Origin of the sequence: Methylobacterium oryzae (assembly GCF_036441375.1) — a bacterium.
GTDB lineage: Bacteria > Pseudomonadota > Alphaproteobacteria > Rhizobiales > Beijerinckiaceae > Methylobacterium > Methylobacterium oryzae_A.
This window is the reverse complement of record NZ_MLCA01000014.1, coordinates 138,535-159,590: the sequence shown is the minus strand read 5'-3', so window position 1 is coordinate 159,590 and position 21,056 is coordinate 138,535. Positions and strand designations below refer to the sequence as shown.

Annotated in this window: 16 protein-coding genes; 7 read left to right on the top strand and 9 right to left on the bottom strand. The window is 66.9% G+C overall.

The genetic code is table 11. From position 1 onward, the window contains the following. Positions 1-52: 52 nt before the first annotated feature. The 6 genes from MOTC310_RS24420 to MOTC310_RS24395 form a co-directional block, all read right to left on the bottom strand. Positions 53-1,249 (bottom strand): LLM class flavin-dependent oxidoreductase, encoded by a 1,197-nt coding sequence (locus tag MOTC310_RS24420; protein WP_331303640.1) that lies wholly within the window; start codon positions 1,247-1,249, stop codon positions 53-55. 41 nt (positions 1,250-1,290) lie between these two features. Continuing rightward, positions 1,291-2,199, bottom strand: a complete 909-nt coding sequence (locus MOTC310_RS24415) for an ABC transporter permease (protein WP_331303639.1) — start codon at positions 2,197-2,199, stop codon at positions 1,291-1,293. Then, the gene (locus MOTC310_RS24410) at positions 2,196-3,200 is read right to left on the bottom strand and encodes an ABC transporter permease (RefSeq protein ID WP_331303638.1); all 1,005 of its coding nucleotides are present in this window, start codon (positions 3,198-3,200) and stop codon (positions 2,196-2,198) included. The genes MOTC310_RS24415 and MOTC310_RS24410 overlap by 4 nt, the downstream gene beginning before the upstream one ends. A 2-nt stretch (positions 3,201-3,202) precedes the next feature. Further along, the gene (locus tag MOTC310_RS24405) at positions 3,203-4,756 is read right to left on the bottom strand and encodes an ABC transporter substrate-binding protein (protein WP_331303637.1); all 1,554 of its coding nucleotides are present in this window, start codon (positions 4,754-4,756) and stop codon (positions 3,203-3,205) included. Positions 4,757-4,829: 73 nt separating this feature from the next. Next, positions 4,830-6,056, bottom strand: a complete 1,227-nt coding sequence (locus MOTC310_RS24400; protein ID WP_331303636.1) for an acyl-CoA dehydrogenase family protein — start codon at positions 6,054-6,056, stop codon at positions 4,830-4,832. Positions 6,057-6,309: 253 nt separating this feature from the next. Beyond that, on the bottom strand, positions 6,310-6,921 hold the full coding sequence (locus MOTC310_RS24395) for a glutathione S-transferase family protein (RefSeq protein ID WP_331303635.1): 612 nt from the start codon (positions 6,919-6,921) through the stop codon (positions 6,310-6,312). A 100-nt stretch (positions 6,922-7,021) separates the two neighbouring features. Here MOTC310_RS24395 and MOTC310_RS24390 point away from each other — a divergent pair, with 100 nt between their 5' ends. After that, complete coding sequence (locus tag MOTC310_RS24390) at positions 7,022-7,312, top strand: winged helix-turn-helix transcriptional regulator (RefSeq protein WP_331303634.1); 291 nt, start codon at positions 7,022-7,024, stop codon at positions 7,310-7,312. A gap of 178 nt (positions 7,313-7,490) precedes the next feature. Here MOTC310_RS24390 and MOTC310_RS24385 read toward each other — a convergent pair whose 3' ends face one another. Beyond that, positions 7,491-8,381, bottom strand: a complete 891-nt coding sequence (locus MOTC310_RS24385) for a LysR family transcriptional regulator (protein WP_331303633.1) — start codon at positions 8,379-8,381, stop codon at positions 7,491-7,493. A 106-nt stretch (positions 8,382-8,487) separates the two neighbouring features. Between MOTC310_RS24385 and MOTC310_RS24380 the strand changes: the two genes are divergently transcribed. Then, positions 8,488-9,351, top strand: a complete 864-nt coding sequence (locus MOTC310_RS24380; protein ID WP_331303632.1) for an SDR family oxidoreductase — start codon at positions 8,488-8,490, stop codon at positions 9,349-9,351. Between the two features lie 546 nt (positions 9,352-9,897). Here the strand turns inward: MOTC310_RS24380 and MOTC310_RS24375 are convergent. Then, on the bottom strand, positions 9,898-10,878 hold the full coding sequence (locus tag MOTC310_RS24375) for a LacI family DNA-binding transcriptional regulator (protein WP_331303631.1): 981 nt from the start codon (positions 10,876-10,878) through the stop codon (positions 9,898-9,900). Between the two features lie 231 nt (positions 10,879-11,109). Between MOTC310_RS24375 and MOTC310_RS24370 the strand changes: the two genes are divergently transcribed. The 5 genes from MOTC310_RS24370 (at position 11,110) to MOTC310_RS24350 (ending at position 17,124) form a co-directional block, all read left to right on the top strand. After that, a complete protein-coding gene (locus tag MOTC310_RS24370) occupies positions 11,110-12,003 on the top strand; it encodes an isocitrate lyase/PEP mutase family protein (RefSeq protein ID WP_331303630.1) in 894 nt (297 codons plus the stop codon). Between the two features lie 70 nt (positions 12,004-12,073). Continuing rightward, positions 12,074-12,787, top strand: a complete 714-nt coding sequence (locus MOTC310_RS24365) for an enoyl-CoA hydratase/isomerase family protein (protein WP_331303629.1) — start codon at positions 12,074-12,076, stop codon at positions 12,785-12,787. A 150-nt stretch (positions 12,788-12,937) separates the two neighbouring features. Continuing rightward, complete coding sequence (locus MOTC310_RS24360; RefSeq protein ID WP_419539965.1) at positions 12,938-13,894, top strand: TRAP transporter substrate-binding protein; 957 nt, start codon at positions 12,938-12,940, stop codon at positions 13,892-13,894. Positions 13,895-14,377: 483 nt separating this feature from the next. Further along, complete coding sequence (locus tag MOTC310_RS24355; protein ID WP_331303627.1) at positions 14,378-15,190, top strand: IS5 family transposase; 813 nt, start codon at positions 14,378-14,380, stop codon at positions 15,188-15,190. A gap of 86 nt (positions 15,191-15,276) precedes the next feature. Next, the gene (locus MOTC310_RS24350; protein WP_331303626.1) at positions 15,277-17,124 is read left to right on the top strand and encodes a TRAP transporter large permease; all 1,848 of its coding nucleotides are present in this window, start codon (positions 15,277-15,279) and stop codon (positions 17,122-17,124) included. 626 nt (positions 17,125-17,750) lie between these two features. Here MOTC310_RS24350 and MOTC310_RS24345 read toward each other — a convergent pair. Then, positions 17,751-20,999: a PAS domain S-box protein gene (locus MOTC310_RS24345; protein ID WP_331303625.1), complete on the bottom strand. Its 3,249-nt coding sequence runs from the start codon at positions 20,997-20,999 to the stop codon at positions 17,751-17,753. Positions 21,000-21,056: the final 57 nt, after the last annotated feature.

Here is a 21,056-nt window from a genome sequence, read left to right as displayed (position 1 = left end):
AAGGCGTCGGGGCGACTGCGCCGCCACCGAGGCGGCGGGCCGCGATTCGTGGTCAGAGGCGCAGTCCGGCCTGCTTCAGCAGCGGCAGCACGGCGGCGCCGAAGAAGGCGAGGTCGGGCGCGAAGTCGAAGAAGGTGAGCTGCGCACCGTCGATCCCGGTCTCCCTGAGCGCGACGAGCTTCGCAACCACCTGCTCGGGCAATCCGATGATCTGCACGTTGCCGCCGAGCACCCGGTGGTCGGCTCGATGATTGGTCCAGGCGCGGCTGTCACCGGCCGCGTGGTGGGCGACGAAGTTCCGGACGGCGTCGGCGTCGGCATGAGCGAGGATGGCGGCGTGATAGTCCCGCGCCTCCTTCTCGGTCGGGCGACAGACGATCATCGGATTGATGATGGTCCGGATCTCTCGGCCGACCGCCCGCGCCCGGGCCTTCAGCGCACCGACGTGATCGGGCAGGGCCGCGATGGCCGCGTCGATGTCGGCACCGGCGGGACTGGTGACGAAGGCGAGGTCGGAATGGGCGGCCGCGTAGGCGAAGCCGGCCGGCGAACCGGTGGCGTTGACTAGGATGGGCCGGCCATATGCCGGCTTCGGCGTCACGTAGGCCTCGTCCAGCCGCCAGTAGCTGCCGTCGACCGTCACGTTCTCGGACGCGCCCCAGAGCCGTTCCAGCATGCTGACGAACTCGGCCGAGCGCGTGTAGCGCTCGTCGTGCTCGACCTGCGTCATGCCGAACATCCTCGGCTCGCGCGGCGCGTAGCCGGTCACGACATTGAGGCCGAACCGCCCCTGCGAGATGTGGTCGAGGCTGGCGGCGAACTTCGCCAAGTGCAGCGGGTGCCAAGGGCCGTACAGGATGTGGATCGTTGAGATCAGGAGGATCCTGGAGGTGACCGAGCTGAGCGCGGCCACCGTGACGAAGGGGTCGAGCGTGGTCTCGCGATAGCGCAGCTCGCCGCCGTACCCGCCCTTGCCGATCCACTGGGCGAGCCCGAACACGAGGTCGAAGCCGAGTTCCTCCGCCTGCCGCGTTAGCGCGAGGTTGTACTCGAAGCTCCAGTCGGTCGTGCGCGGCAGCGTCGAGGGCGACCATCCCCCGTTCTGGATGGGCAGGAAGAGCCCGAGCAGGAAGGGCTGCCTCAGAACCCGAGCCAGCGGGCTATCGGGGAAGTCCGCCGGCGACCGTACGCGGAGGCCGGTGTCGGGGCGCCCCTCGTCCGGATCGGTATGGAGCGTGACGACGCCCATGGACACTTTCCTTCGGGTGGCGCGGACCGGGGGCCCCGCCTTCAGCCGTTCCCGGCACGCGGATTGAGGACGTCGTTGAGACCGTCGGCGAGGAGGTTCAGCGAAAGCACGACGGCCGTGATCGCGAGGCCCGGAAGCGCGGTCATGTACCAGGCCGTCCGCATGGCCTCGCGCCCGGCGCCGATCATGCTTCCCCAGGAGATCTCGTTTGGATCCCCGAGCCCGAGAAAAGCCAGCGCCGCCTCGGTCAGGATGGCGGAGGCCACCAGGATGGAGCCGGTCACGACGATCTGGGGCAACGCGTTCGGCAGGATGTGGCCGGTCACGATGCGCAGATGACCTTCGCCGACCGACACTGCGGCCTGGACGAACTCGCTGTCCCGGAGGCGCAGCGTCTCGGCTCTGACGATCCGAGCGATCTGCGGCCAGGATGCGATCCCGATGCCGCAGGCGATCGAGCCGACGCTCGGCGACAGAACCGTCACGACGACCACCGCGAGGATCAGGGGCGGCATGGTCTGGAAGACTTCGGTGAGCCGGGAGATCAGACCGTCAGTCCAGCCCCCGAAGTAGCCGGCCAGCACGCCCAGCGACACGCCGAGGATCGTGGACAATGCGGCAGCCGCGAACCCGACCGTGAGCGAGACGCGGGCGGCGTAGACCAGCCCAACGAGTATGTCCCGACCGAGCATGTCCGTGCCGAGCGGGTGGAGCCTGTCGGTGAACGGCCACGTGTAAGGGCGCCCGACCATGTCGAGCGGGTCGGCGTCGAAGATCGCTCCCGCAAAGACCGCTGCCAGTGCCGCGGCGATCAGCACCGCGCCGCCGAATGCGGCCGACCGGTTGCGGAGGAGGCGTCGGAGGAAACTGGACGACGGCCGCCGGGCGCGTTTGCGACCGGACAGGAGGGTCGCGACCCGCGTGGCCTTGGTAAGCGGAACCACGGTCATCGGACCTCGATCCTCGGATCGAGCACCGAGTAGAGCAGGTCGGTACAGAGATTGGAGACGACGACGAGGCAGGACGAGAACAGCAGCACGCCCAGGAGCAGGTTGAGGTCCCTCTGGAATACGGCGTCGAAGGCGAGCCGCCCCATCCCGGGCCATGCGAACACGGTCTCAATTACCACCGATCCGGACAGGAGCGTGCCGAACTGGAGCCCGGTCATCGTCACGATCGGCAGGAGCGCGTTCCGCAGGACGTGACGCGACATGACCTTGCGGGGAGCGAGCCCCTTCGCGCGTGCGGTCCGGACGAAGTCGAGCTCGCGCACCTCCAGCACCGCCGAGCGGGTCATTCGTGCGTAGATCGTGACGTAGAAGACCGCGAGGCTGAAGACCGGCAGCACCAGATGCCGCGCGACATCGAGCAGATACGGCAGCCCGGTCCGGCCCCCCTCGACGTCGGTCATGCCGCCGGCCGGAAGCCAGCGGAGATGGACCGAGAACAGGACGATCAGCATCAGGCCGATCCAGAACAGCGGTGTCGCGAAGCCGACCGTCGAGATCGCGGAGATCAGGGCGTCCGGCCAGCGCCCGCGCCACCGTGCGCCGATCGTGCCGAGCGCCACGCCCCCGACGAGGGCCACGGCGAGGCTCGAGAGCATCAGCAGCGCCGTGTTCGGAAGGCGTGAGAGTATGAGGTCAAGTACGGTCGTCGAGTTCCGGAAGGAGTAGCCCAGATTCAAATGTGCGAGCCGCGACAGGTAGTGGAGGAACTGCGTCCAGACCGGCTGATCGAGGCCGTAGAGCTGGCGCAGCATCGCCATGTATTCCGGCGTCGCGGCCCCGGCCTCGCCAGCCATGGTGTCGACGAGATCGCCCGGCGCCAACCGGAGGAAGAAGAAGTTGAGGACGGCGATCGCGATCACCGTCGGCACGGCCTGCAGGCACCGCAGTCCGAGATAGCGGAGGGCGCGGCTCGAGCCGGCGACGGGAAGCGGCTTCCTCACGGTCAAGCGCTCGTAGAGACGGTCTTGAACGACTGGTAGCCGCCGAACGGCGCGAAACTGATGCCATCGAGATTCTTCGCGTACACGCGGAAGAACTTGAGTTCGAGCAGGTTGATCGACGGCAACTTCTCCTGTGCGACGGACTGGAAGCGGCGGATGAGTGCGTTCCGCTCCGCGGGATCGCCTGCGACCTGGATCGCCTCGATCACCCGGTCGAGATCGGGATCGGCGACCTGGGAGGCGTTGGACGAGGGCGTGCCCTTCTTGATCGCTTGGCTCCAGTACCTCCGCTGCACGCCGATCTGCGGATCCGGGTAGGCCGAGTACCAAGCGGAGTGCGTGTCGAAGTCGTAGTCGGTGAAGATCACGCGCAGGTAGGTTGGCAGGTCGAAGGTCCTGACCCGCAGCTCGACGCCTATCCGTTTCAGCGCCTGCCGGTAGAATTCCGCGGCCCGTATGTAGTCGTCGCCGTAGGCGCATGGGATGTGGTCGATGCGCAGACGCACGCCGCCCGGTCCGCGCTTGAGACCCGCTTCGTCGAGAAGTGCTTCGGCTTTCTTCGGATCGAACGCGTACTGCGGCGTATCGGGGTTGTAGAAGGCCTTCTGGTAGTTTGGGATCGGGCCGGTCGCCGGCTCGGCCAGCCCGTACCAGATCGTCCGGGCGAGCGCCGTGCGGTCGATGGCGTGCGCGAACGCCTGTCGGACCCGGATGTCGTCGAACGGCTTCCGGCGCATGTTGAAGTCGAAGAAGTACATCGGGGCGGAGCCCTCAAAGCCGCGAGTCTCGACGGTCAGGTCGGCCGATCCGCGCAGCCGCTCGGTGTCGGCGAGGGACACCGGGTTCATAGCCCCGTACTGCGCCTCGCCGGCTTCCAGGGTCGCGGTGCGGGAGCCGGCGTCCCGGATGGTGCGGAAGACGATGCGGTCCAGGAGCGGGCGCCCCTTGTCCCAGTAGTTCGGGTTGCGCTCGAGCACGATCCTGTCGCCGCGGACCCATTCCTTGAAGACGAACGCGCCCGTCCCGATCGGCTTGGCGGTCCAGGGATTGGCGATCGGGTTCGTGCCTTCGTAGAGGTGGCGAGGCAGGATCTGAGTCTCGGTTCCCTCGAGCGCCGCCCAGACCACCGGGGATGGGCGCGAGAAGCGGAAGACGGACGTGTGCGGATCCGGCGTCTCGACCGCCGTGAGGTTCGCGAAGACGGCGTTACCGCGCGGATGCGTCTTCTTGGTGACCTCCATCAGCGAGTACTGGACGTCGGCCGACGTGAACGGCCTTCCGTCGTGCCACGAGACGTCCTTCCGCAGGCGGAAGGTGATCGACAGGCCGTCCGGCGACGTCTCCCAGCTTTCTGCGAGCTGCGGGCGCGGAGCGAAGGCCTCGTCGAGAACGACGAGCCCGTCGAAGATGTTGGAGGACACGGCTACGGCGGGTGCCGAGATCGATATGCCGGCGACCAGACCCGCCGGCTCAGGATCGAGCACGACGACGAGCGTGCCGCCCGGCTTCGCGACGTCGCCCGCGTGTGCGCCTCGGGACAGAGTGGCCGCGGCCAATCCCGCGGTTCCGGCGGCCAGGACCGAGCGCCTGGTCGAAAGCCATGCGGAAGGACGATGCATCGCGTGCCTCTCAGAAGAAGCCGGAGCGCGGCAATGCGATGCCGTTGACCAGATGGTCTCCGATCACGCGGGCCTTGAGCGCCTTCGGGTTGTGGGATGCGAGCGTGCGGACGTTGCGCCAGTGCCGGTCGAGGTTTTTCGTCCTCTGCGTCGCCGAGGCGCCCCCGACATCGAAGAGCCGCGAACCGGCGCGCAGCGCGAGGTCGTCGACCACGACCTTTGCCTGGGCCGCCGCGAGAGAGGCGCGCTCGGCCAGATCGCCTTCGTCGTCCCCGGCGACTCTGACGGCATCGACGCGGTCCAGGGCATCCGCGGCGGCGAGGACGATCGCCTCCGCAGCGAAGGCCGAGCTGGCCAACTCCCCGATCGCGTTCTGCAGAAGCGGGTCATCCGGCGGCTTGTCAGGGGAGTAGTAGAACGGGCGGGTTCGGCCGGAAACCATCGCGATGGCGTCCCGCAGGATGCTGCGCAGGATACCGGCCTCTATGCTGGTCAGATATAGCTGCGGAAGGGTGGCCGAATAAGCGACGCCGAATCCGGCGCCGGCGCCATCGACGACGATCTCGTCGGCATCCACCCGCACGTTGGTCAGGATCGTGGTGCCGCTGCCGGTCAAGCGTTGCCCGGTGCCGTCCCAGTCGTCGAGCCGCTCCACGCCGGAGCGGTCGGTCGGGATGATGGCGGAGGCGAGGCTGCCATCAGGCATCGAGGCTCTCACTTGAACCAGATCCGCATAGAGCGTGCCGGTGCTGTAGTACTTGCGCCCATTCAATCGGTAGGCGGTGCCATCGCGGGTCAGTGTCGTGGACATAGGCGCACCGCCGATGGTGGCGCTGTCGAGTTCCGTATTGGCGAGTCCGACAACCGCGCCATCAACGACCAAGCGCTGCCATCGGCGCTCCTGCTCGGTGCGTGGTCGGCGTGCGAAACGTTCGACAAAAGTGAAGTGGTTCCGGAATATGTGGGCCACGTTCGGGTCCGCGTCGCCCAGGGCGATGACCGACGCCAGCAATTGTCGGAAGGTCGCGCCGCGCCCACCGGCGTCTCCCCCGATCCGCATAGCTCCGAATCGGACCGCACGCAGTAGATCAAGCTGCTCAAGAGGATGGGTACGCTCAAGCTCCCGCAGCGATGCATGTCGTCCGACCTCGAGAAAGACCTGCTCTAGGTCGACGAGATGATCACCTTCTGCATCGGGGGTGAGCGGTCGCTCGATCTGTAACTTCAATGGGATCATGTGCTGAGTGGATCGCGGCGCAACAGAACGCGCGGTAGAATTTCTTTGCTGCCTTTGGAACTGTTGAATGATTTATTTCTCAAAAATGATCTTCGGGCGCCCCGTTGTCGAGAGAAAACCATTCTTAAGATATGATGCGTGATAGGCTAGTCAACTACTGATTGGCAGATTCAGCGTTGATCATGCCTCTTTAACACTGACACTGACACTGACGCCGGAAGCCGAGACGTGGCCGCGCGATACGCGCATCCGCCTAATAGTCCGCGCTCGGCCGTGACCTGAACCGCCCGTACCAGGCGTCCAGCCGCGGATGCCACTCTCCGAAGGGGAGGTCGAACCGCTCGCGTGCCGTCTGGAAGATCGGGAAGGCGGTGGAGTCGGCAACGGTCGGTGCGTCGCCGGCTAGGAAGTCATGCCGGCCGATCTCCGCTTCCAGGATGTCCAGCAACTCCGTCACGTAGCGATACGACCGGTCCGCGGTCTCCTGCGAGGGAGACGGCTCCTTGGCCGGGAACGCTTCGGTACGGTTCCAGAGCCAGAGCTGTCCTCGCGCGACGAGATCGCTGCCGAGCCGTTCCAAGGCGCGGACCCGGGCGCGCGACACCGGATCGGTGCCGATCATCGGCCGCTCGGGATGAAGCTCCTCCAGGCACTCCACGATGGCGGCGGAATCCGTGATCGCGGGACCGCCATCGGTCACCAGGGTCGGAGCCCGGCCGGACGGGTCGATGGCGAGGTAGCCCGGGGAGCGATGCTCGCCGTTCGCGTAATCGAGTTCGTACCGCGGGACGTCGATCTCCTTCTCCGTGAGGTAGATGATGACGCGTCGCGGGTTCGTGCCCTTGTGGAACTGGTACAGCAGCATCGGTCCGACCGTCTCGCGCCTCGATGGTTACCCATGTATACCGCTGCTGTTTTCGCGGAAGACGGCACGGTGATGTGCCTGGGGCACACGGAGGGTACCCATGGCCAAGATGCTGCACGGCCGCCTCTACGAGGAGACGGCGCTGGGACCGCGCCCAAAGCCCTGCGCACCGCACGACGTGCTGTCGCGGATGGGCGACAAGTGGACCATCCTCACGCTGTTGCTGCTGTCCATCGTCCCCGGCCATCGGCTACGATTCTCGCAGCTCAGGAACGGCATCGAGGGCATCACGCAGCGCATGCTGACGGTGACGGTGCGGAACCTGGAGAGGGATGGCTTCTCGTACGCCACTACTTCCCCGAGGTCCCGCCGCGCGTCGAGTACGAGCTGACGCCCATGGGCGCGAGCCTGCTGCCGGCCTTGGAGGGCTTCACGGGGGGGATCCGAGAGCACTGGCACCTGATCGAGGGTGCCCGCCGCATCTTCGACGAGGCGCAAGCAGCGGACGGCCGGCCGAGTTAGTCCCGCGGCGGATACCTGGCGCGAGGGACCGGACGCCGCCCTGGGCCTCATGCGCCGATGTAGGCTGCCAGCTCGTCTGGCGTGCCCTGTGGGAACGCGTGCCTCAGGTGATCGAGGAACGCCGACACGCGGGCGCTGAGCAGCCGGCGGGAGGGATAGAGCGTCCAGAGAGCGATGTCGGGACCTTCGACGTCGCCCCAGCAGACCAGGGTGCCTGCGGCGAGATCGTGGCTGACGAGCGAGACGGGAAGCGAGGCGGCCCCGGCCCCGGCCCGGACCGCATCCCGGACCATGACGACCGACGACAGTCGGAGGACCGGCTCGAAGGCGATGCGCGCGCGTCCACCGTGCGTCCGGACCGGCCAGGTATCGCCGCCTCCGGTACCGCGCACCACGGCCGGCACAGCATCGTTGCCCGCGGGGCGGGCCAATCCCGGCCTCGCTACCACGACGAACCGATCGTGCAGGAAGATGCGGCCGACCAAGCTCTCGTCGTTCTGCGGGTTGACCCGGATGACGAGGTCGTAGCCCTCCTCGACCATGTCGACGGCGCGGTCCTCCGTCGTCACCTCCAGCCGGACTTGGGGGTGCTTCGCCGCGAACTCGGCCGCGAGCTTCCCCATCGCCACCTGCGCGAACAGGAGCGGCGCGCTGATCCGTAGGCGTCCACGTGGCACGCCACCCCCCGAGGCGATGGCCGTGGCGGTCTCGTCGAGTTCGCTCAGGAGCGCATGGGTCCGTTCGTGGAGGGCGCGTCCCTCCTCGGTGAGCTTGATCGAGCGCCCACCGCGCTCGAACAGGCGTAGCTCCAAGGTCGCCTCCAGCTCTGCCACGCGCCGCGACAGAGTCGCCTTCGGGCGGCCGGCGGCCCGCGCGGCCTTCCCGAAGCCACCGTGGCGGGCGACGAGGCTGAAATCGGCGAGGGCAAGCAAATCCATACGCTCCACCAGCGAGACGGTCTGTCCAGATATAACAGCTATCGACGCTAAGGTGGATCTCTCATCTTCGGGTCAGCCAAACGGCTCAACCCGAAGGAACGACCCCATGACCATCCTCGTCACCGGCGCCACCGGCCGCGTCGGCCGCAACGTTGTTCAGCAACTCACCCAGCGCGGTATGAGCGTCCGCGTGCTGACCCGCGATCCCGCCAAGGCCGATTTCGGTTCCGGCGTCGAGGTCGTGAAGGGCGACCTCCTCGACATCGACGCACTGCGCACCGCCTTCTCCGGCATCCGCACGCTGTTCCTGCTGAATGCCGTGACGGGTGACGAGTTCACCCAGGCGATCATCACCCTGAACGTCGCGCGCGCCGCGGGCGTCGAGCGGGTCGTCTACCTGTCGGTGTTCGACGCCGACCGCGCCGTCAACGTCCCGCACTTCGCGATAAAGTACGGCGCCGAGCGCATGCTGGAGACGATGGGTTTCAGCGCAACAATCCTGCGCCCAAGCTACTTCATCGACAATGAGGTCATGATCAAGGACGTGATCCTGAACCACGCGGTCTACCCGATGCCGATCGGATCCAAGGGCGTCGCCATGGTCGATGCACGCGACATCGCCGAGGTCGCCGCGATCGAGTTGATCCGCCGCGACCAGGCGCCGGGCAAGCTGCCGATCGAGACCATCAACCTCGTCGGTCCCGACACGCTCACTGGCGCGGACGCGGCGGCGATCTGGACGGAGCTGCTGGGCCGCCCGGTCGCCTATGGCGGCGACGATCCGAGCGGGTTCGAGGCGAGCATGGCGACGTTCATGCCGAAGTGGATGGCCTACGAGATGCGCGTGATGGCCGAGCGTTACGTCAGCGACGGCATGGTCCCGGCCGAGGGTGATCGCGAGCGTCTTACCGCGCTCCTGGGCCGCCCGTTGCACGCCTACCGAGACTTCGCGGCCGCTCTTGCAGCATAGCAAGTGGCGAACGATCGAGCGGGTGCCCCGAGGAATTCCAGCGCGTGCCCGCTCCGCCGATATCACCGACCTGGGACGCATCTCCGTCTCCCCTGACGCCGCCGGGATTTGTCGGTCGACCATCCCCTTGCGAACGCGCCGAAAGGGCCGGATGGCAGCCTTCGACGGTAGGCAGGGCCGTTCAAGCGATCACCGGACCGAGCCAATCTGCCGCCGTCCACGCAAAGTGAGCAAGAGCCGATCTTTAGGGGCAACAACATGTTGCGCCAGCGCGCCCTCACCGCGATCTGACCTGGCGTTCCGCGCCACACGAAGTGCGGAAGAACCAGACTTCGGCGCCCGTTGACAATCCTGGACGCTTTCTCAAAGCCGGACTTCAGCGCCCGGCGACCCTTCACCGGCCGGCATTCGGAAGTCGGCCACAGCTCACTTTGAGATCTCCGCCGGAGCCGCACCCGATGTCCGCCCATCACCAACCGAGCCTCGAAGCGGACGAGTCGCGATAGGCCAACGGATGTCATTGTTGTTGGCGCGTTCGTTTCGCTGTCAAGCACTTGCCCGCTCTATGAGCTCGTAACCGAGGTCAAGCCTGCTGATGTCGCGGGAGCGGTTGCGCAGTTGCTTCATCAGCATGTCCGCTGCTTGATGACCGATCTGATAGCGGGGAAAGCGCAGCGTTGTCAGCGGTGGGGAGACGGCCTCCTGCAGTTCATTGTCATCCGAGCCGACGATCGCGATCCTGTTCGGGACGTCCAAGCCACGGCGGTTCGCTTCGAGCAAGGCACCGGTCGCCAGCACATCGCCGGACAGGAAGACCGCATCGACGGCGGGCACGCGCTCGATCAAGGTTGCGAGCGCGTGCCCGCCGCTCCGCAGTCCGGGCGGGCTTTCGAGCAGCAGCTCGCGATCGGGGACCAATCCACGCCGTTCATGGGCGGCTAGGAATCCGGCCCGTCTCTCGGCGGCGCGATCATTGTCGCGAATGGGCAGGCTGACGAATCCGATGTTCTTGTACCCGCGGGCGATCAGGTACTCCGTCATCGCGCAGGCTGCATCGAAATTCGAGAAGCCGACTGTCATGTCGAGAGGTCTCTCGGTCAGGTTCCCCGTCTCGACGCAGGGGATGCCTGCATCCTCGAGCATCGTGCGACTGCGCGTCGTGTGCTGCGTGTTGTGCAGCACGATCCCGCAGATGCGCTGGGCCAGGAAGGCCCGGATGGCGGCCTCCTCACCGGCCAACGCGTAGCCGCTATCGGCGATCATCAGGGGATGGAGTGCGCCGAGAGCGTCCGATACGCCTTGGATCGTCTCCGCGAAGAGCGAGTTGCGAAGGCTCGGCACGATCAGGCCGACGACGTTCGTCCTTCGCGAAGCGAGGCTGCCGGCGATCCGGTTGGGAACGTATCCGGTGGCATCGATCGCCGCCTCAATACGGAGTCTGGTCTCTGTATTCACGGAAGTCGGATCGCGCAGTGCCCGCGAGACCGTCATCGCTGAAACTGCAGCCAGGGCGGCCACATCCTCCATGCGAGGCTCAGGCTTCCCCTGCCTGGGATTCTGCTTCCGGCGCGGTCTCGCCGTTAGGTCTGCCATCTGAGTCGCCCGGCCGTGTCTGTAACCTAGTTGATCCCGTACTCTGCCGCATAGCCCGTCCGCATGGATTGCGGAACGCCGCAATCGCGTTTATGTTTGCGCTAACATCGAGAGTTCGGGTTTGGGATCTGAGCCCGGTCAAGCGCGCTTCGAACCGCCCGCCCGATGCAACCCAGAGGCTCCGCTTTGTCCCGCTCATCCCGCTTCCGCGAACTTCTCAAGTCGCCGCCGTTCGTCTGCATGGGCGCGCACGACGCCGTCACGGCCAAGCTGGCCGAGCAGGTCGGCGCGCCCGCGATCTACGTGAGCGGCTTCGCGGCCTCCGCCATCGTCGCGGGCGCCCCCGATATGGGTTTGCTGACGCAGACCGAGATGTTCGACCATATCCGCCGCATCTGCAGGGTCACCAGCGTCCCCGTCTTCGCGGATGCGGATACGGGGTATGGCGGCGTGCTCGACGCGCAGCGCACGATCAGACTGTGGGAAGAGGCGGGCGCTTCGGTGCTGCATCTGGAGGATCAAGCGGTCCCCAAGAAGTGCGGGCACTTCTCGGGCAAGCAGCTCGTCAGCGCCGAGGAGATGCAGCAGAAGCTGCGCGCCATGCTGGAGGCTCGGAGCGATCCGGACTTCTTCATCGTCGCGCGCACGGATTCTCTCGCCGTGACCGGCTTCGACGATGCGGTCGCCCGCCTCACCAGCTACGCCGAGGTCGGCGCGGACGGACTGTATTGCGACGCGATGGAGAGCGTCGAACAGATGCGGGAGATCAGTCGCCGCCTGCGTCCGCTCGGCAAGCCGCTCCTGTTCAACATGGCGAGATCCGGCAAAAGCCCTTACCTGTCGCTGAAAGAGGTCGAAGAGTGCGGCTTCGACTACGCGCTCTGCCCGATCGAGCCGATGTTCGCGATGCACAAGGCTGTCAAAACCATGATGGAGCGGTTCATGGAGGCGGGGTGCTCGACGAACGCGGTGGCGGACCTGATGACCCCTTTCGACGAGTTCAACGAATTCGTCGGTATGTCCGATCTCATCGCGCAGGAGCGGCGCTACGCCTCCTGACGCGAGGGGGGTCGGAAGGGGTGTGACTTGGACCGGCGGGATCTTCCGTCGAACGAAGGGCGCAGCGGCGATGCGACGGATCGAAGTCGAGACGTGTGGTCGGGTCGCGATCCTGACGCTGAGTCGACCCGATGCCGGGAACAGGATCACGCTGGATATGGCGGACGAGTTGACCGCCGCCCTGAACGCCGCTCGCAGCGACAAAGCGATCAGCGGATGCGTCCTGACGGGGAGCGGCTCCGTCTTCTGTCTCGGCGGCGACTACCGGGGCGCCGGGCCGACCGCTGCCGGACGGATGGAGTTCGGGCGAGCCCATATCGATCTCTTCGGCGCGATGGCCGGTCTCGGCAAGCCGCTGATCGCTGCGCTCAATGGCCATGCGCATGCGGGCGGATTCGCACTCGCCCTCGCCTGCGACATGGTTTTCGCCACGCGCGACGCGACGCTTGGCCTGCCGGAACTGGCGCACGGCCTTTTTCCCTTCCTGGCGCTCGCCGTCGTGCGCGACGCCTTGCCCAAAGCGGTTCTGTTCGAGATCGCTTACGAAGCGAGATTGATGAATGCGGAAGAAGCACATGCGCGCAGCCTGGTGAATGCCGTGCTGCCTGCGACCGAGGTGCTACCCCGGGCCGTCGAGACCGTGGAACGTGCGACCTCCGGACATCCCGACGTGCTGGCTCTCGGTCGCGACCTCTACTACGCGACGCGCGGGGTTGCGCCGGCCGAGGCGCTTACCATGGCGCGGTTCGCGCTCGGGGCCGCACTCGCCGCAAGCGACCCATAGATCTGCAGACCAACGCCATAGCTTCAATAATAAAGATCTCAAGAAACCGGCCAGGTTCGATCAAGACGCGAAAATCCAGGGAGGTCATCAATGCTAGCGCTACCGCGGAAAGCCGTAAGCCGTCGTGCCCTGCTGGCCGGTGGCTTGGTGATGGGGATGCCGTCGATCGTGAGGGCAGGGCCGGAATTCGATTTCAAGTTCGCGACGGGTCAGGACCCAAGCCATCCGAACAACGTCCATCTGCGCGCCGCCCTCGATCGCGTCCGTGAACGGACGAATGGTCGCCTCAGCATTCGCTTGTTTCCAGCCAACCAGCTCGGCACCGAAACCGATGTCTTGTCGCAGGTGCGGAACGGAAGCATCGAGTTTTTGCTACTCTCAGCATCGATATTGGCGACCTTCGTACCCGTTGCGGGCATCGCCAACACAGCGTACGCATTTCCGGATTACGATGCCGTTTGGCGGGCGATGGATGGGGGTCTGGGTCAGCACACCCGGGCATTGATCGAGAAGGTCGGCGTCATCGCGCCGGGGCGGATCTGGGACAACGGCTTCCGCCAGATCACCTCATCCGGACGGGAGGTCCGCGCTCCGAAGGATCTGTCCGGCTTCAAGATCCGGGTCCCGCCGGCACCGATGCTCACGTCGTTCTTCGCTGCGATCGGAGCGTCACCGACGCCCATGAACTTCGCCGAGGTCTATACCTCGTTGCAGACCGGAGTCATCGACGGTCAGGAGAACGCACTCTCGCTCATCGCGACGACCCGACTCTACGAGGTTCAAAAATTCTGCTCGCTGACCGGTCACAGCTGGGACGGCTACTGGCCTTTGGCCAACCGCAAGGCTTGGTCGCGCATGCCGGAGGATATCAGGTCCGTCCTGACCAGCGAACTCGACCGATCCGTGGTCGATCAGCGCAAGGATGTCGCCGAGCGCGATCGTTCATTGCGAACCGAACTGGCCAACAAGGGCCTCGCATTCATCGACATTGAGAAATCTGACTTCCAGCGGGCACTCGCAAGTACGTCATATTATCAGACATGGAAGCAGAAATATGGTGACAACGCTTGGTCGTTGCTGGAGGAGGCATGCGGGAAGCTGACCTAAAGCGAGGTTCGTCGCGACAGGCGCCCGCGAGTAGGTAACGTGCCCATTTCGCGCGCGACGGGGCCGGTGCCTGCCTCACGCACCGACCCCGCTTGTTGGCCTTGATCGGTGCGTAGCCCGAACAGCGGATAGTCAGGACAAGACCACGCGGCCAGGTATCGGTGCAGCCTAAATGGAGGCCGGTTCGGGATACCGAACTCAGCGCGCCCTGAAGAGGGCAAGACGTGCGCTTAGCCGACGATAAACACGGAAGATCGTTCGGCCCCGACGATCTGGGGAGTGACATGATGTGCGACATGCGTACGGCCGCCACAACCTGCCAGCGTTCGGCGGCACAGCCCAGTTCTGCGTTCCTCCACGGGCCGGACGGGCAGTCGCTGAACGACCTCGCTAAGAACCCGTCCGATAAGGGTCTGAGGCGGGGTTGAGTAGCCGGGATGGCGATGGTTCCAGGCGGGTGCTGAAGCCTGACCTGGACCTGCCATGTGGACCCCGACCACCCGGCGGCAGCATAGCCGCGCGGGCCTTCGCTATGAAACTGACCTGACCGATGCCGAGTGGGCGGTGATCAAGCCGCTGATGCCGAGGCCTGAGCCGCGCGGGCGGCCTCCGGTCTGGACGACGCGGGAGATCCTAAACGCGATCTTCTACGTTCTGCGCGGCGGTATCGCATGGCGGCTGATCCCCAAGGATCTGCCGCCGCGTTCGACCACGTTCGGCTACTTCAGCCGCTGGCGCGACACAGGGCTGTTCGGCCGGATCAACCACCACCTCGTCATGGCTGATCGCGAGCGTGTCGGACGAGAAGCTTCGCCGTCCGCCGCAGTGCTCGACAGCCAGACCGTCAAAACAATGGAGAGCGGCGGGCCGCGCGGCTACGACGCCGGCAAGAAGGTCAAAGGCCGCAAACGCCAAGCGTTGGTCGACACGGACGGGCGTGCGCTCGTCCTCGATCCGCAGCCTGCCGACGTACAGGACCGGGACGGAGCCGTTCCGGTGCTGCGCCTGTCGCGCCGAAGCTTCCCGTTCATTACCAAGGCCTTCGCCGACGCCGGCTATGCCGGCGACAAGCCAGCGAGCGCGACGATCATCGCCGTCGAGATCGTGCGCAAGCCGCCGGATCAGGTCGGCTTTGCCGTGCATCCACGCCGGTGGGTCGTTGAACGGTTCTTCGCCTGGATCAGCCGCAACCGACGCCTCTGGAAGGATCCGGAAGCGACCCTCGCCTCCGCCAAAGCCTTCCTCTACGCCGCAGCCGTCATGATCCTCGTCAGACGCCTCGCCCGATCAACCTGACTTCTCGGACGGACTCTAAGCTCGCTTGAGGGACGATCACCATACAGTTTGACATAGCGGCCGTCGAGACGACGGCGGGGGTTGCGTTGACCGGCCCGCCCCTGCGCGCTCGGGGCTGGCTGCGCCGGCTCGACGCCGGCCTGGGCCACCTCGTGGAGATCCCCGCGGCGCTGCTGGTGCTGGCCGAGATCGGCGTGCTGCTCGGCGGCGTCGTCAGCCGCTACGTCTTCCGCGAGCCCCTCGTCTGGTCGGACGAACTGGCCTCGATCCTGTTCCTGTGGCTCGCCATGCTGGGCGCCGTGGTCGCCTTCCGGCGCGCCGAGCACATGCGCATGACCGCCTTCGTGGCCATGAGCGGCCCGCGCCTGCGCGCCTTCCTGGAGACGGTCGCCGTGGTGGCCGGCCTCATCTTCGTCGCCCTGCTGCTGGAGCCGGCCTTCGAGTTCGCCAGCGAGGAGACCTTCGTCCAGACGCCGGCGCTGGAACTGAACAACGCGTGGCGCGCGGCCGCCCTGCCTGTCGGCCTCGGACTCATGCTGATCGTCGCGGTGATCCGGCTCTTGGAGACCGCCGACTGGAAGCTCACCGCGGGCGCGCTCGCGCTGGGCGTCGGAATCGCGGCAGGCCTCGTGGCGCTCCAGCCCTGGCTGATGAACCTCGGCAACCTCAACCTGCCGCTGTTCTTCGTCGTCGGCGTTGGCACGCTGGTGTTCTCCGGAGTGTCGATCGCCTTCGCGTTCGGCCTGTCGACCTTCGCCTACATCACGCTGACCACCGACGCGCCCTCCATGGTGGTGGTCGGGTGCATGGACGAGGGCATGAGCCACCTGATCCTGCTCGCTGTGCCGCTGTTCGTCTTCCTCGGCCTGCTCATCGAGATGACCGGCATGGCCAAGGCCATGGTGGGCTTCCTGGCCTCGCTGCTCGGTCACGTGCGCGGCGGCCTGCACTACGTGCTGGTCGGCGCGATGTACCTCGTCTCGGGCATCTCCGGCTCCAAGGCCGCCGACATGGCCGCGGTCGCGCCCGTGCTGTTCCCCGAGATGAAGGCGCGCGGCGCCAAGGAGGGCGACCTCGTGGCGCTGCTCGCCACCACCGGCGCCCAGACCGAGACGATCCCGCCCTCGATCGTGCTGATCACCATCGGCTCGGTGACCGGCGTGTCGATCACCGCCCTGTTCACCGGCGGCCTGCTGCCCGGCCTCGTGCTCGCCGCCACCCTGTGCGCGCTGGTCTGGTGGCGCTACCGCGGCGAGGATCTCAGCCACGTCGCCCGACCGTCGGGGCGCATCATCGGCAAATCGTTCCTCATCGCGATCCCGGCACTGGCGCTGCCCTTCGTGATCCGCTTCGCCGTTGTCGAGTGCATCGCCACGGCCACCGAGGTCTCCACCATCGGCATCGTCTACGCGGTGCTGGCGGGCCTGCTGGTCTACCGGCAGTTCGACTGGAGGCGCGTCTACCCGATGCTGGTGACGACTGCTGCCCTGTCGGGGGCGATCCTGCTGATCATCGGCGCGGCCACCGGCATGGCCTGGGCGCTGACCCAGTCGGGCTTCTCGCAGACGCTGGCCGAGGTGATGAAGGGCCTGCCCGGCGGCGCGCTCGGCTTCCTGTTCGTCTCGGCCGCCGCCTTCATCATCCTGGGCTCGGTGCTGGAGGGCATCCCGGCGATCGTGCTGTTCGGGCCGCTGCTGTTCCCGATCGCGCGGGCGGTGGGCGTGCACGAGGTCCATTATGCGATGGTGGTGATCCTCGCGATGGGCATCGGTCTCTTCGCGCCGCCCTTCGGCGTCGGCTACTACGCCGCCTGCGCGATCAGCCGGATCCATCCCGACGCCGGGATGCGCCCGATCGTCGGCTACATCGTCGCCCTCTTGCTCGGCCTCCTCGTCATTATCCTGGTCCCCTGGTTCTCCATCGGATTCCTGTGATTACGGCGGAATGTCTCAACTTCGAAGTCGTTGCATATGACCAAAAATTATGTCTTGATGATGTAGAAATTTAACATAAAATCTATGATTATTATATCAAACCGGTCTCAATATCAAGAAATCACATTTTTTCTCGAGGCACAAAGCAGAAACTCCGATTTCGGTCGGGTTCATTCAAATCGGCGCCCATCCCGGCCATTCAGAGTGTGCGATCGGCCTCCCGGGGCGGGCTCGGTTGGACGAGGCGGCGTGTGCCGACCGGCGACGTCGATGCAGGAATCTCACCGAACCGCGCTGGGTTGCCCGGTGGCCATTCGGCTTGGGTCGGGCGGTCGCGGCTCCGAACTCGGCCCGAGCGAGGCGGCGCGTCCGCCTCGGCGGGAGCCTCGTTTCCGATCGGTTCGAGTGGCAGCCGGTGGCTGCACCGATCGAATCATCCAGGCGTGCAGACTCGGCCATCCCGAAGGATCGCCATGGTCTGCGGCAATGGTCGCCCCCCGCCTCGAATGGGCCGATCACCGTCCCGGTTAGCACGTTGCCGTACGGGCCGCCGACCCTGCCGGTCGCCCGACGCAAGATGTACCCCACGCCCGCCGTTCGTGAGGGTGGGCTCCCCGAGACTCGATTCAGGCCGCCGACAGGTCGCGGATCAGCCGCAACGCGGCCGCGCGCTGTTCCGCCAGGCGGCGGGTCAGCGGCGTCAGGTCCGCATCCGATCGGGCGGCGGTTTCGATCTCGCGACAGAGGCTCGACAGGCCGAGGAAGCCCAGCGAGCCGGCGGCTGACACGATGGCGTGCGCGTCTCGGGCGACCCGCTCGCGATCGCCTAAGTCGGAACGGAAGCGCTCGTTGAGTTCGCTGGCGAGAAGGTCGAGCATGCGCTCGATGCGGTAGGCGCCGATGCTCGCGCTCAACTCCTCCAGCACCGCCGCGTCGAGCACGCCGGGGGTGGATTCCGTCGCCGGGCTCGATCCCCCCTCGACAGCGGCAGGCCGCTGATGGCTGCGGTCATCGGCCCAACGATCAATCGCGGCGAGAAGCTCCTCGCGGCGGAACGGCTTGCCGACGTGATGGCTCATCCCCGCCTCCCGGAACTCGGCGACCTGCTGCGGCAGGACATTGGCGGTCAGCGCGATGATCGGGACCGCGGCCACTGGATCGGCGAGGGCGCGGATGCGCCGGGCGGCACCCACGCCGTCCATCACCGGCATCTGCACGTCCATCAGCACGAGATCGTAGCGCCGCGCCTGGACCGCGCGTACGGCCTCGGCCCCGTCGGCGACGATGTCGACCGTATGGCCGGCTCCTTCCAGGATGGTCCGGGCGAGTTCCTGGTTGAGCGTCACGTCCTCGGCGAGCAGTAGGTGCCGCCCCCGCCGCGCCGGTCCGGCGCCGGACCCGGACGCGACCGGCGGTGGGGCTTCCGCCCTGTCAAGGTCGAGTTCGAACCGGAAGGTGGAGCCGGTCCCTTCCTCGCTCTCGACTCCGATCCGTCCGCCCATGAGTTCGACCAGCAGTTTCGAGATCGCCAGCCCGAGCCCGGTGCCGCCGTAGCGACGGCGGTACGAGCCATCGACCTGGCTGAAGCGCTTGAACAGGCGGCCACGCTCGGCCGCCGGGATGCCGATTCCCGTGTCAGTCACCGAGAAGGCTAGCAGGACCGGATCCGGGCCGCCCCCGGCCGCGACGCGCAGCCCGACCCCTCCCGCGGGGGTGAACTTGATGGCGTTGTTGAGCAGGTTGAGCAGCACCTGCCGCAGGCGGTCCTCGTCGCCGGCAAGCCAGGGCGGCGACGCCGGGTCGAGATCGACGTGGAGGGCCAAGCCCTTCGCCTCGGCGAGCCCGCGCACGATCGACACGGTGTCGTCGATCAACGCGGCGAGCGAGAAGGGTCGCGGCGCGATCTCGACCTGCCCGGCCTCGATCTTCGAGAAGTCGAGGATATCGTTGACGACGGTGAGCAGCGCCGCGCCGGCCGAGCGAATGCGCTCGCCGCATTGGCGGGGCCGCCCATCGATGCCCGGCTCATCGAGCAGCAGGTCGGCGTAACCGATGACGCCGTTGAGCGGCGTGCGGATCTCGTGGCTCATCGAGGCCAGGAACTCGCTCTTGGCCGCGCTCGCCCGCTCGGCCTCGGCCCGTGCCGCGAGCAGCGCGGCCTCGTCCGCCTTGCGCGCATCGATGTTGCGCACCGACGCCACGAAACCGGCGGCTTGCCCACCCTCGTCCTCCAGGCATCTCAACGAGGCCTCGACCCAGACCCAGCGGCCGTCACGGTGGCGCAGCCGATACACGTGGACGGCCTGCTCGCGACTGCCGGAGCTCATCTCGGCGAGAAGGGCCGCGAGACCCTCCGCGTCCTCGGGGTGGGTCAGTCCGCCAGGGCTGGTGCCAATCAGCTCATGGGGCTCGTAGCCCAGCAGCTCGCGGCTGGCCGGCGACACGTAGAGACGCCGGCTGGAGAGGTCCAGGTGCGTGACCATGTCGGTGGTCGCCTCGGAGAGCAGCCGGTAGCGCGCCTCGCTCACCCGGAGGGCCTCGTCCGCCGCGCGCCGGGCGGTGACGTCGCGGCCCGTGACCAAGACGGCACTGTCCTGCGGGTCGTGGCCGACCAGCTTGAGCACCGACTCGATCCAGACGTAGTGCCCCGCCTTGTGGCGCAGGCGGTGCATGTGCGTGGCCTGCGGGTGCTCCGGCGAGAGCGCGGCATAGACGGCGGAGACCTCGGCCAACTCGTCGGGATGGATGATCTCGGCGGCCGGCAGGGTGCCGTATTCCTCGGGTTCCCAGCCAAGGATCGTACGCACGGCCGGCGAGACGTACCTGTGCCGCCCCATCATCGTCGGCTTGAACACGATGAGGTCGCTCGTGTTCTCGGCGAGCAGGCGGTAGCGCTCCTCGCTCCGCGCAAGCTCGCCTTCGGCCTGTTCCCGCCGCCGGACATCCCGGAGCAACCTGAGGCCGAGCCCCGAGAGCGCCGCGAGCAGGAGGCCGAGGACGGCCACACGCATGATGGCGCCGGAACGCCAGGAGGCCAGGGCCTCGTCCTCGGAGACGGCAGCGTAGGCGACGACCGGGAACATGCTCGCCGTGGCGAAGCCGGCGAGGCGGGCGTTGCCGTCGATCGGCGAGACGTAGCGCCCCACGCCGGAGGACCGACTGGGCAGGTCCGCCTGGAACAAGGGCGTCGCCGACACGTCGCGCCCGATCTGATCCTCGGAAAACGGCTGGCGCGCCAGGATCCTGCCCCCGCCGGTCAGCAGGGCGATCACCCCGCCCGACCCGACGTCGAAACCGGACAGGCGCTGGATGAAGCGCTGGACGTCCACGGTCGCGGCCACGACGCCGGCGAAGCTGCCGTCCGGGCTCTGCAGCCGCCGCGAGACGAGGATAATCCAGGCGCCGGACGACCGGCTGCGGATCGGCTCACTCAGGTGAGGCGCGAGGGACGGATCGGCTTTGTGGAAATGGAAGTAGGCGCGGTCGGCGTTGTTCGCGCCAGGCGGAATGGGGGTCCGCGAACTCGCGATCCAGTTCCCCTCGGCATCGTAGACGAACAGCGCCCCGACGCTGTCGAGCGCGTCCGTCGCCGTGGCCATGCTCCGGCTCAGCCGCTCGAGCGCTCCAGGTGATCGTCCTTCGTTCTGCAGCCGCTCGATGATGCCGAACAGCACGGTGTCGGAGAGCCTGAACGTCGCGTCGGCCTCCCGCGCCACGGCGCGGGCGACGTTGAGGGCGGCCGTCTCGGTCTGCCGGATGTCGGCCGCGCGCTGATCCCACTCGTGCCACTCCCCCAGGCCGACGAGCATCGAGCAGATGATCGCTCCGAGGAGGACGAGCCGTCGGCTGACGTAGCCAGTCGCGAGCGCTCTCATGAATTTTCTGGCTCAGCGTGTCTCGGAGGCGGCCTCGCTCAAGCCGCCGCGGCCCAC

Coding starts and splice junctions, on each gene's coding strand:
- MOTC310_RS24420 (WP_331303640.1), bottom strand. CDS start 1,249: ATGGGCGTCGTCACGCTCCATACCGATCCGGACGAGGGGCGCCCCGAC.
- MOTC310_RS24415 (WP_331303639.1), bottom strand. CDS start 2,199: ATGACCGTGGTTCCGCTTACCAAGGCCACGCGGGTCGCGACCCTCCTG.
- MOTC310_RS24400 (WP_331303636.1), bottom strand. CDS start 6,056: ATGATCCCATTGAAGTTACAGATCGAGCGACCGCTCACCCCCGATGCA.
- MOTC310_RS24395 (WP_331303635.1), bottom strand. CDS start 6,921: ATGCTGCTGTACCAGTTCCACAAGGGCACGAACCCGCGACGCGTCATC.
- MOTC310_RS24390 (WP_331303634.1), top strand. CDS start 7,022: ATGGCCAAGATGCTGCACGGCCGCCTCTACGAGGAGACGGCGCTGGGA.
- MOTC310_RS24385 (WP_331303633.1), bottom strand. CDS start 8,381: ATGGATTTGCTTGCCCTCGCCGATTTCAGCCTCGTCGCCCGCCACGGT.
- MOTC310_RS24380 (WP_331303632.1), top strand. CDS start 8,488: ATGACCATCCTCGTCACCGGCGCCACCGGCCGCGTCGGCCGCAACGTT.
- MOTC310_RS24375 (WP_331303631.1), bottom strand. CDS start 10,878: ATGGAGGATGTGGCCGCCCTGGCTGCAGTTTCAGCGATGACGGTCTCG.
- MOTC310_RS24370 (WP_331303630.1), top strand. CDS start 11,110: ATGCAACCCAGAGGCTCCGCTTTGTCCCGCTCATCCCGCTTCCGCGAA.
- MOTC310_RS24365 (WP_331303629.1), top strand. CDS start 12,074: ATGCGACGGATCGAAGTCGAGACGTGTGGTCGGGTCGCGATCCTGACG.
- MOTC310_RS24360 (WP_419539965.1), top strand. CDS start 12,938: ATGGGGATGCCGTCGATCGTGAGGGCAGGGCCGGAATTCGATTTCAAG.
- MOTC310_RS24355 (WP_331303627.1), top strand. CDS start 14,378: ATGTGGACCCCGACCACCCGGCGGCAGCATAGCCGCGCGGGCCTTCGC.
- MOTC310_RS24345 (WP_331303625.1), bottom strand. CDS start 20,999: ATGAGAGCGCTCGCGACTGGCTACGTCAGCCGACGGCTCGTCCTCCTC.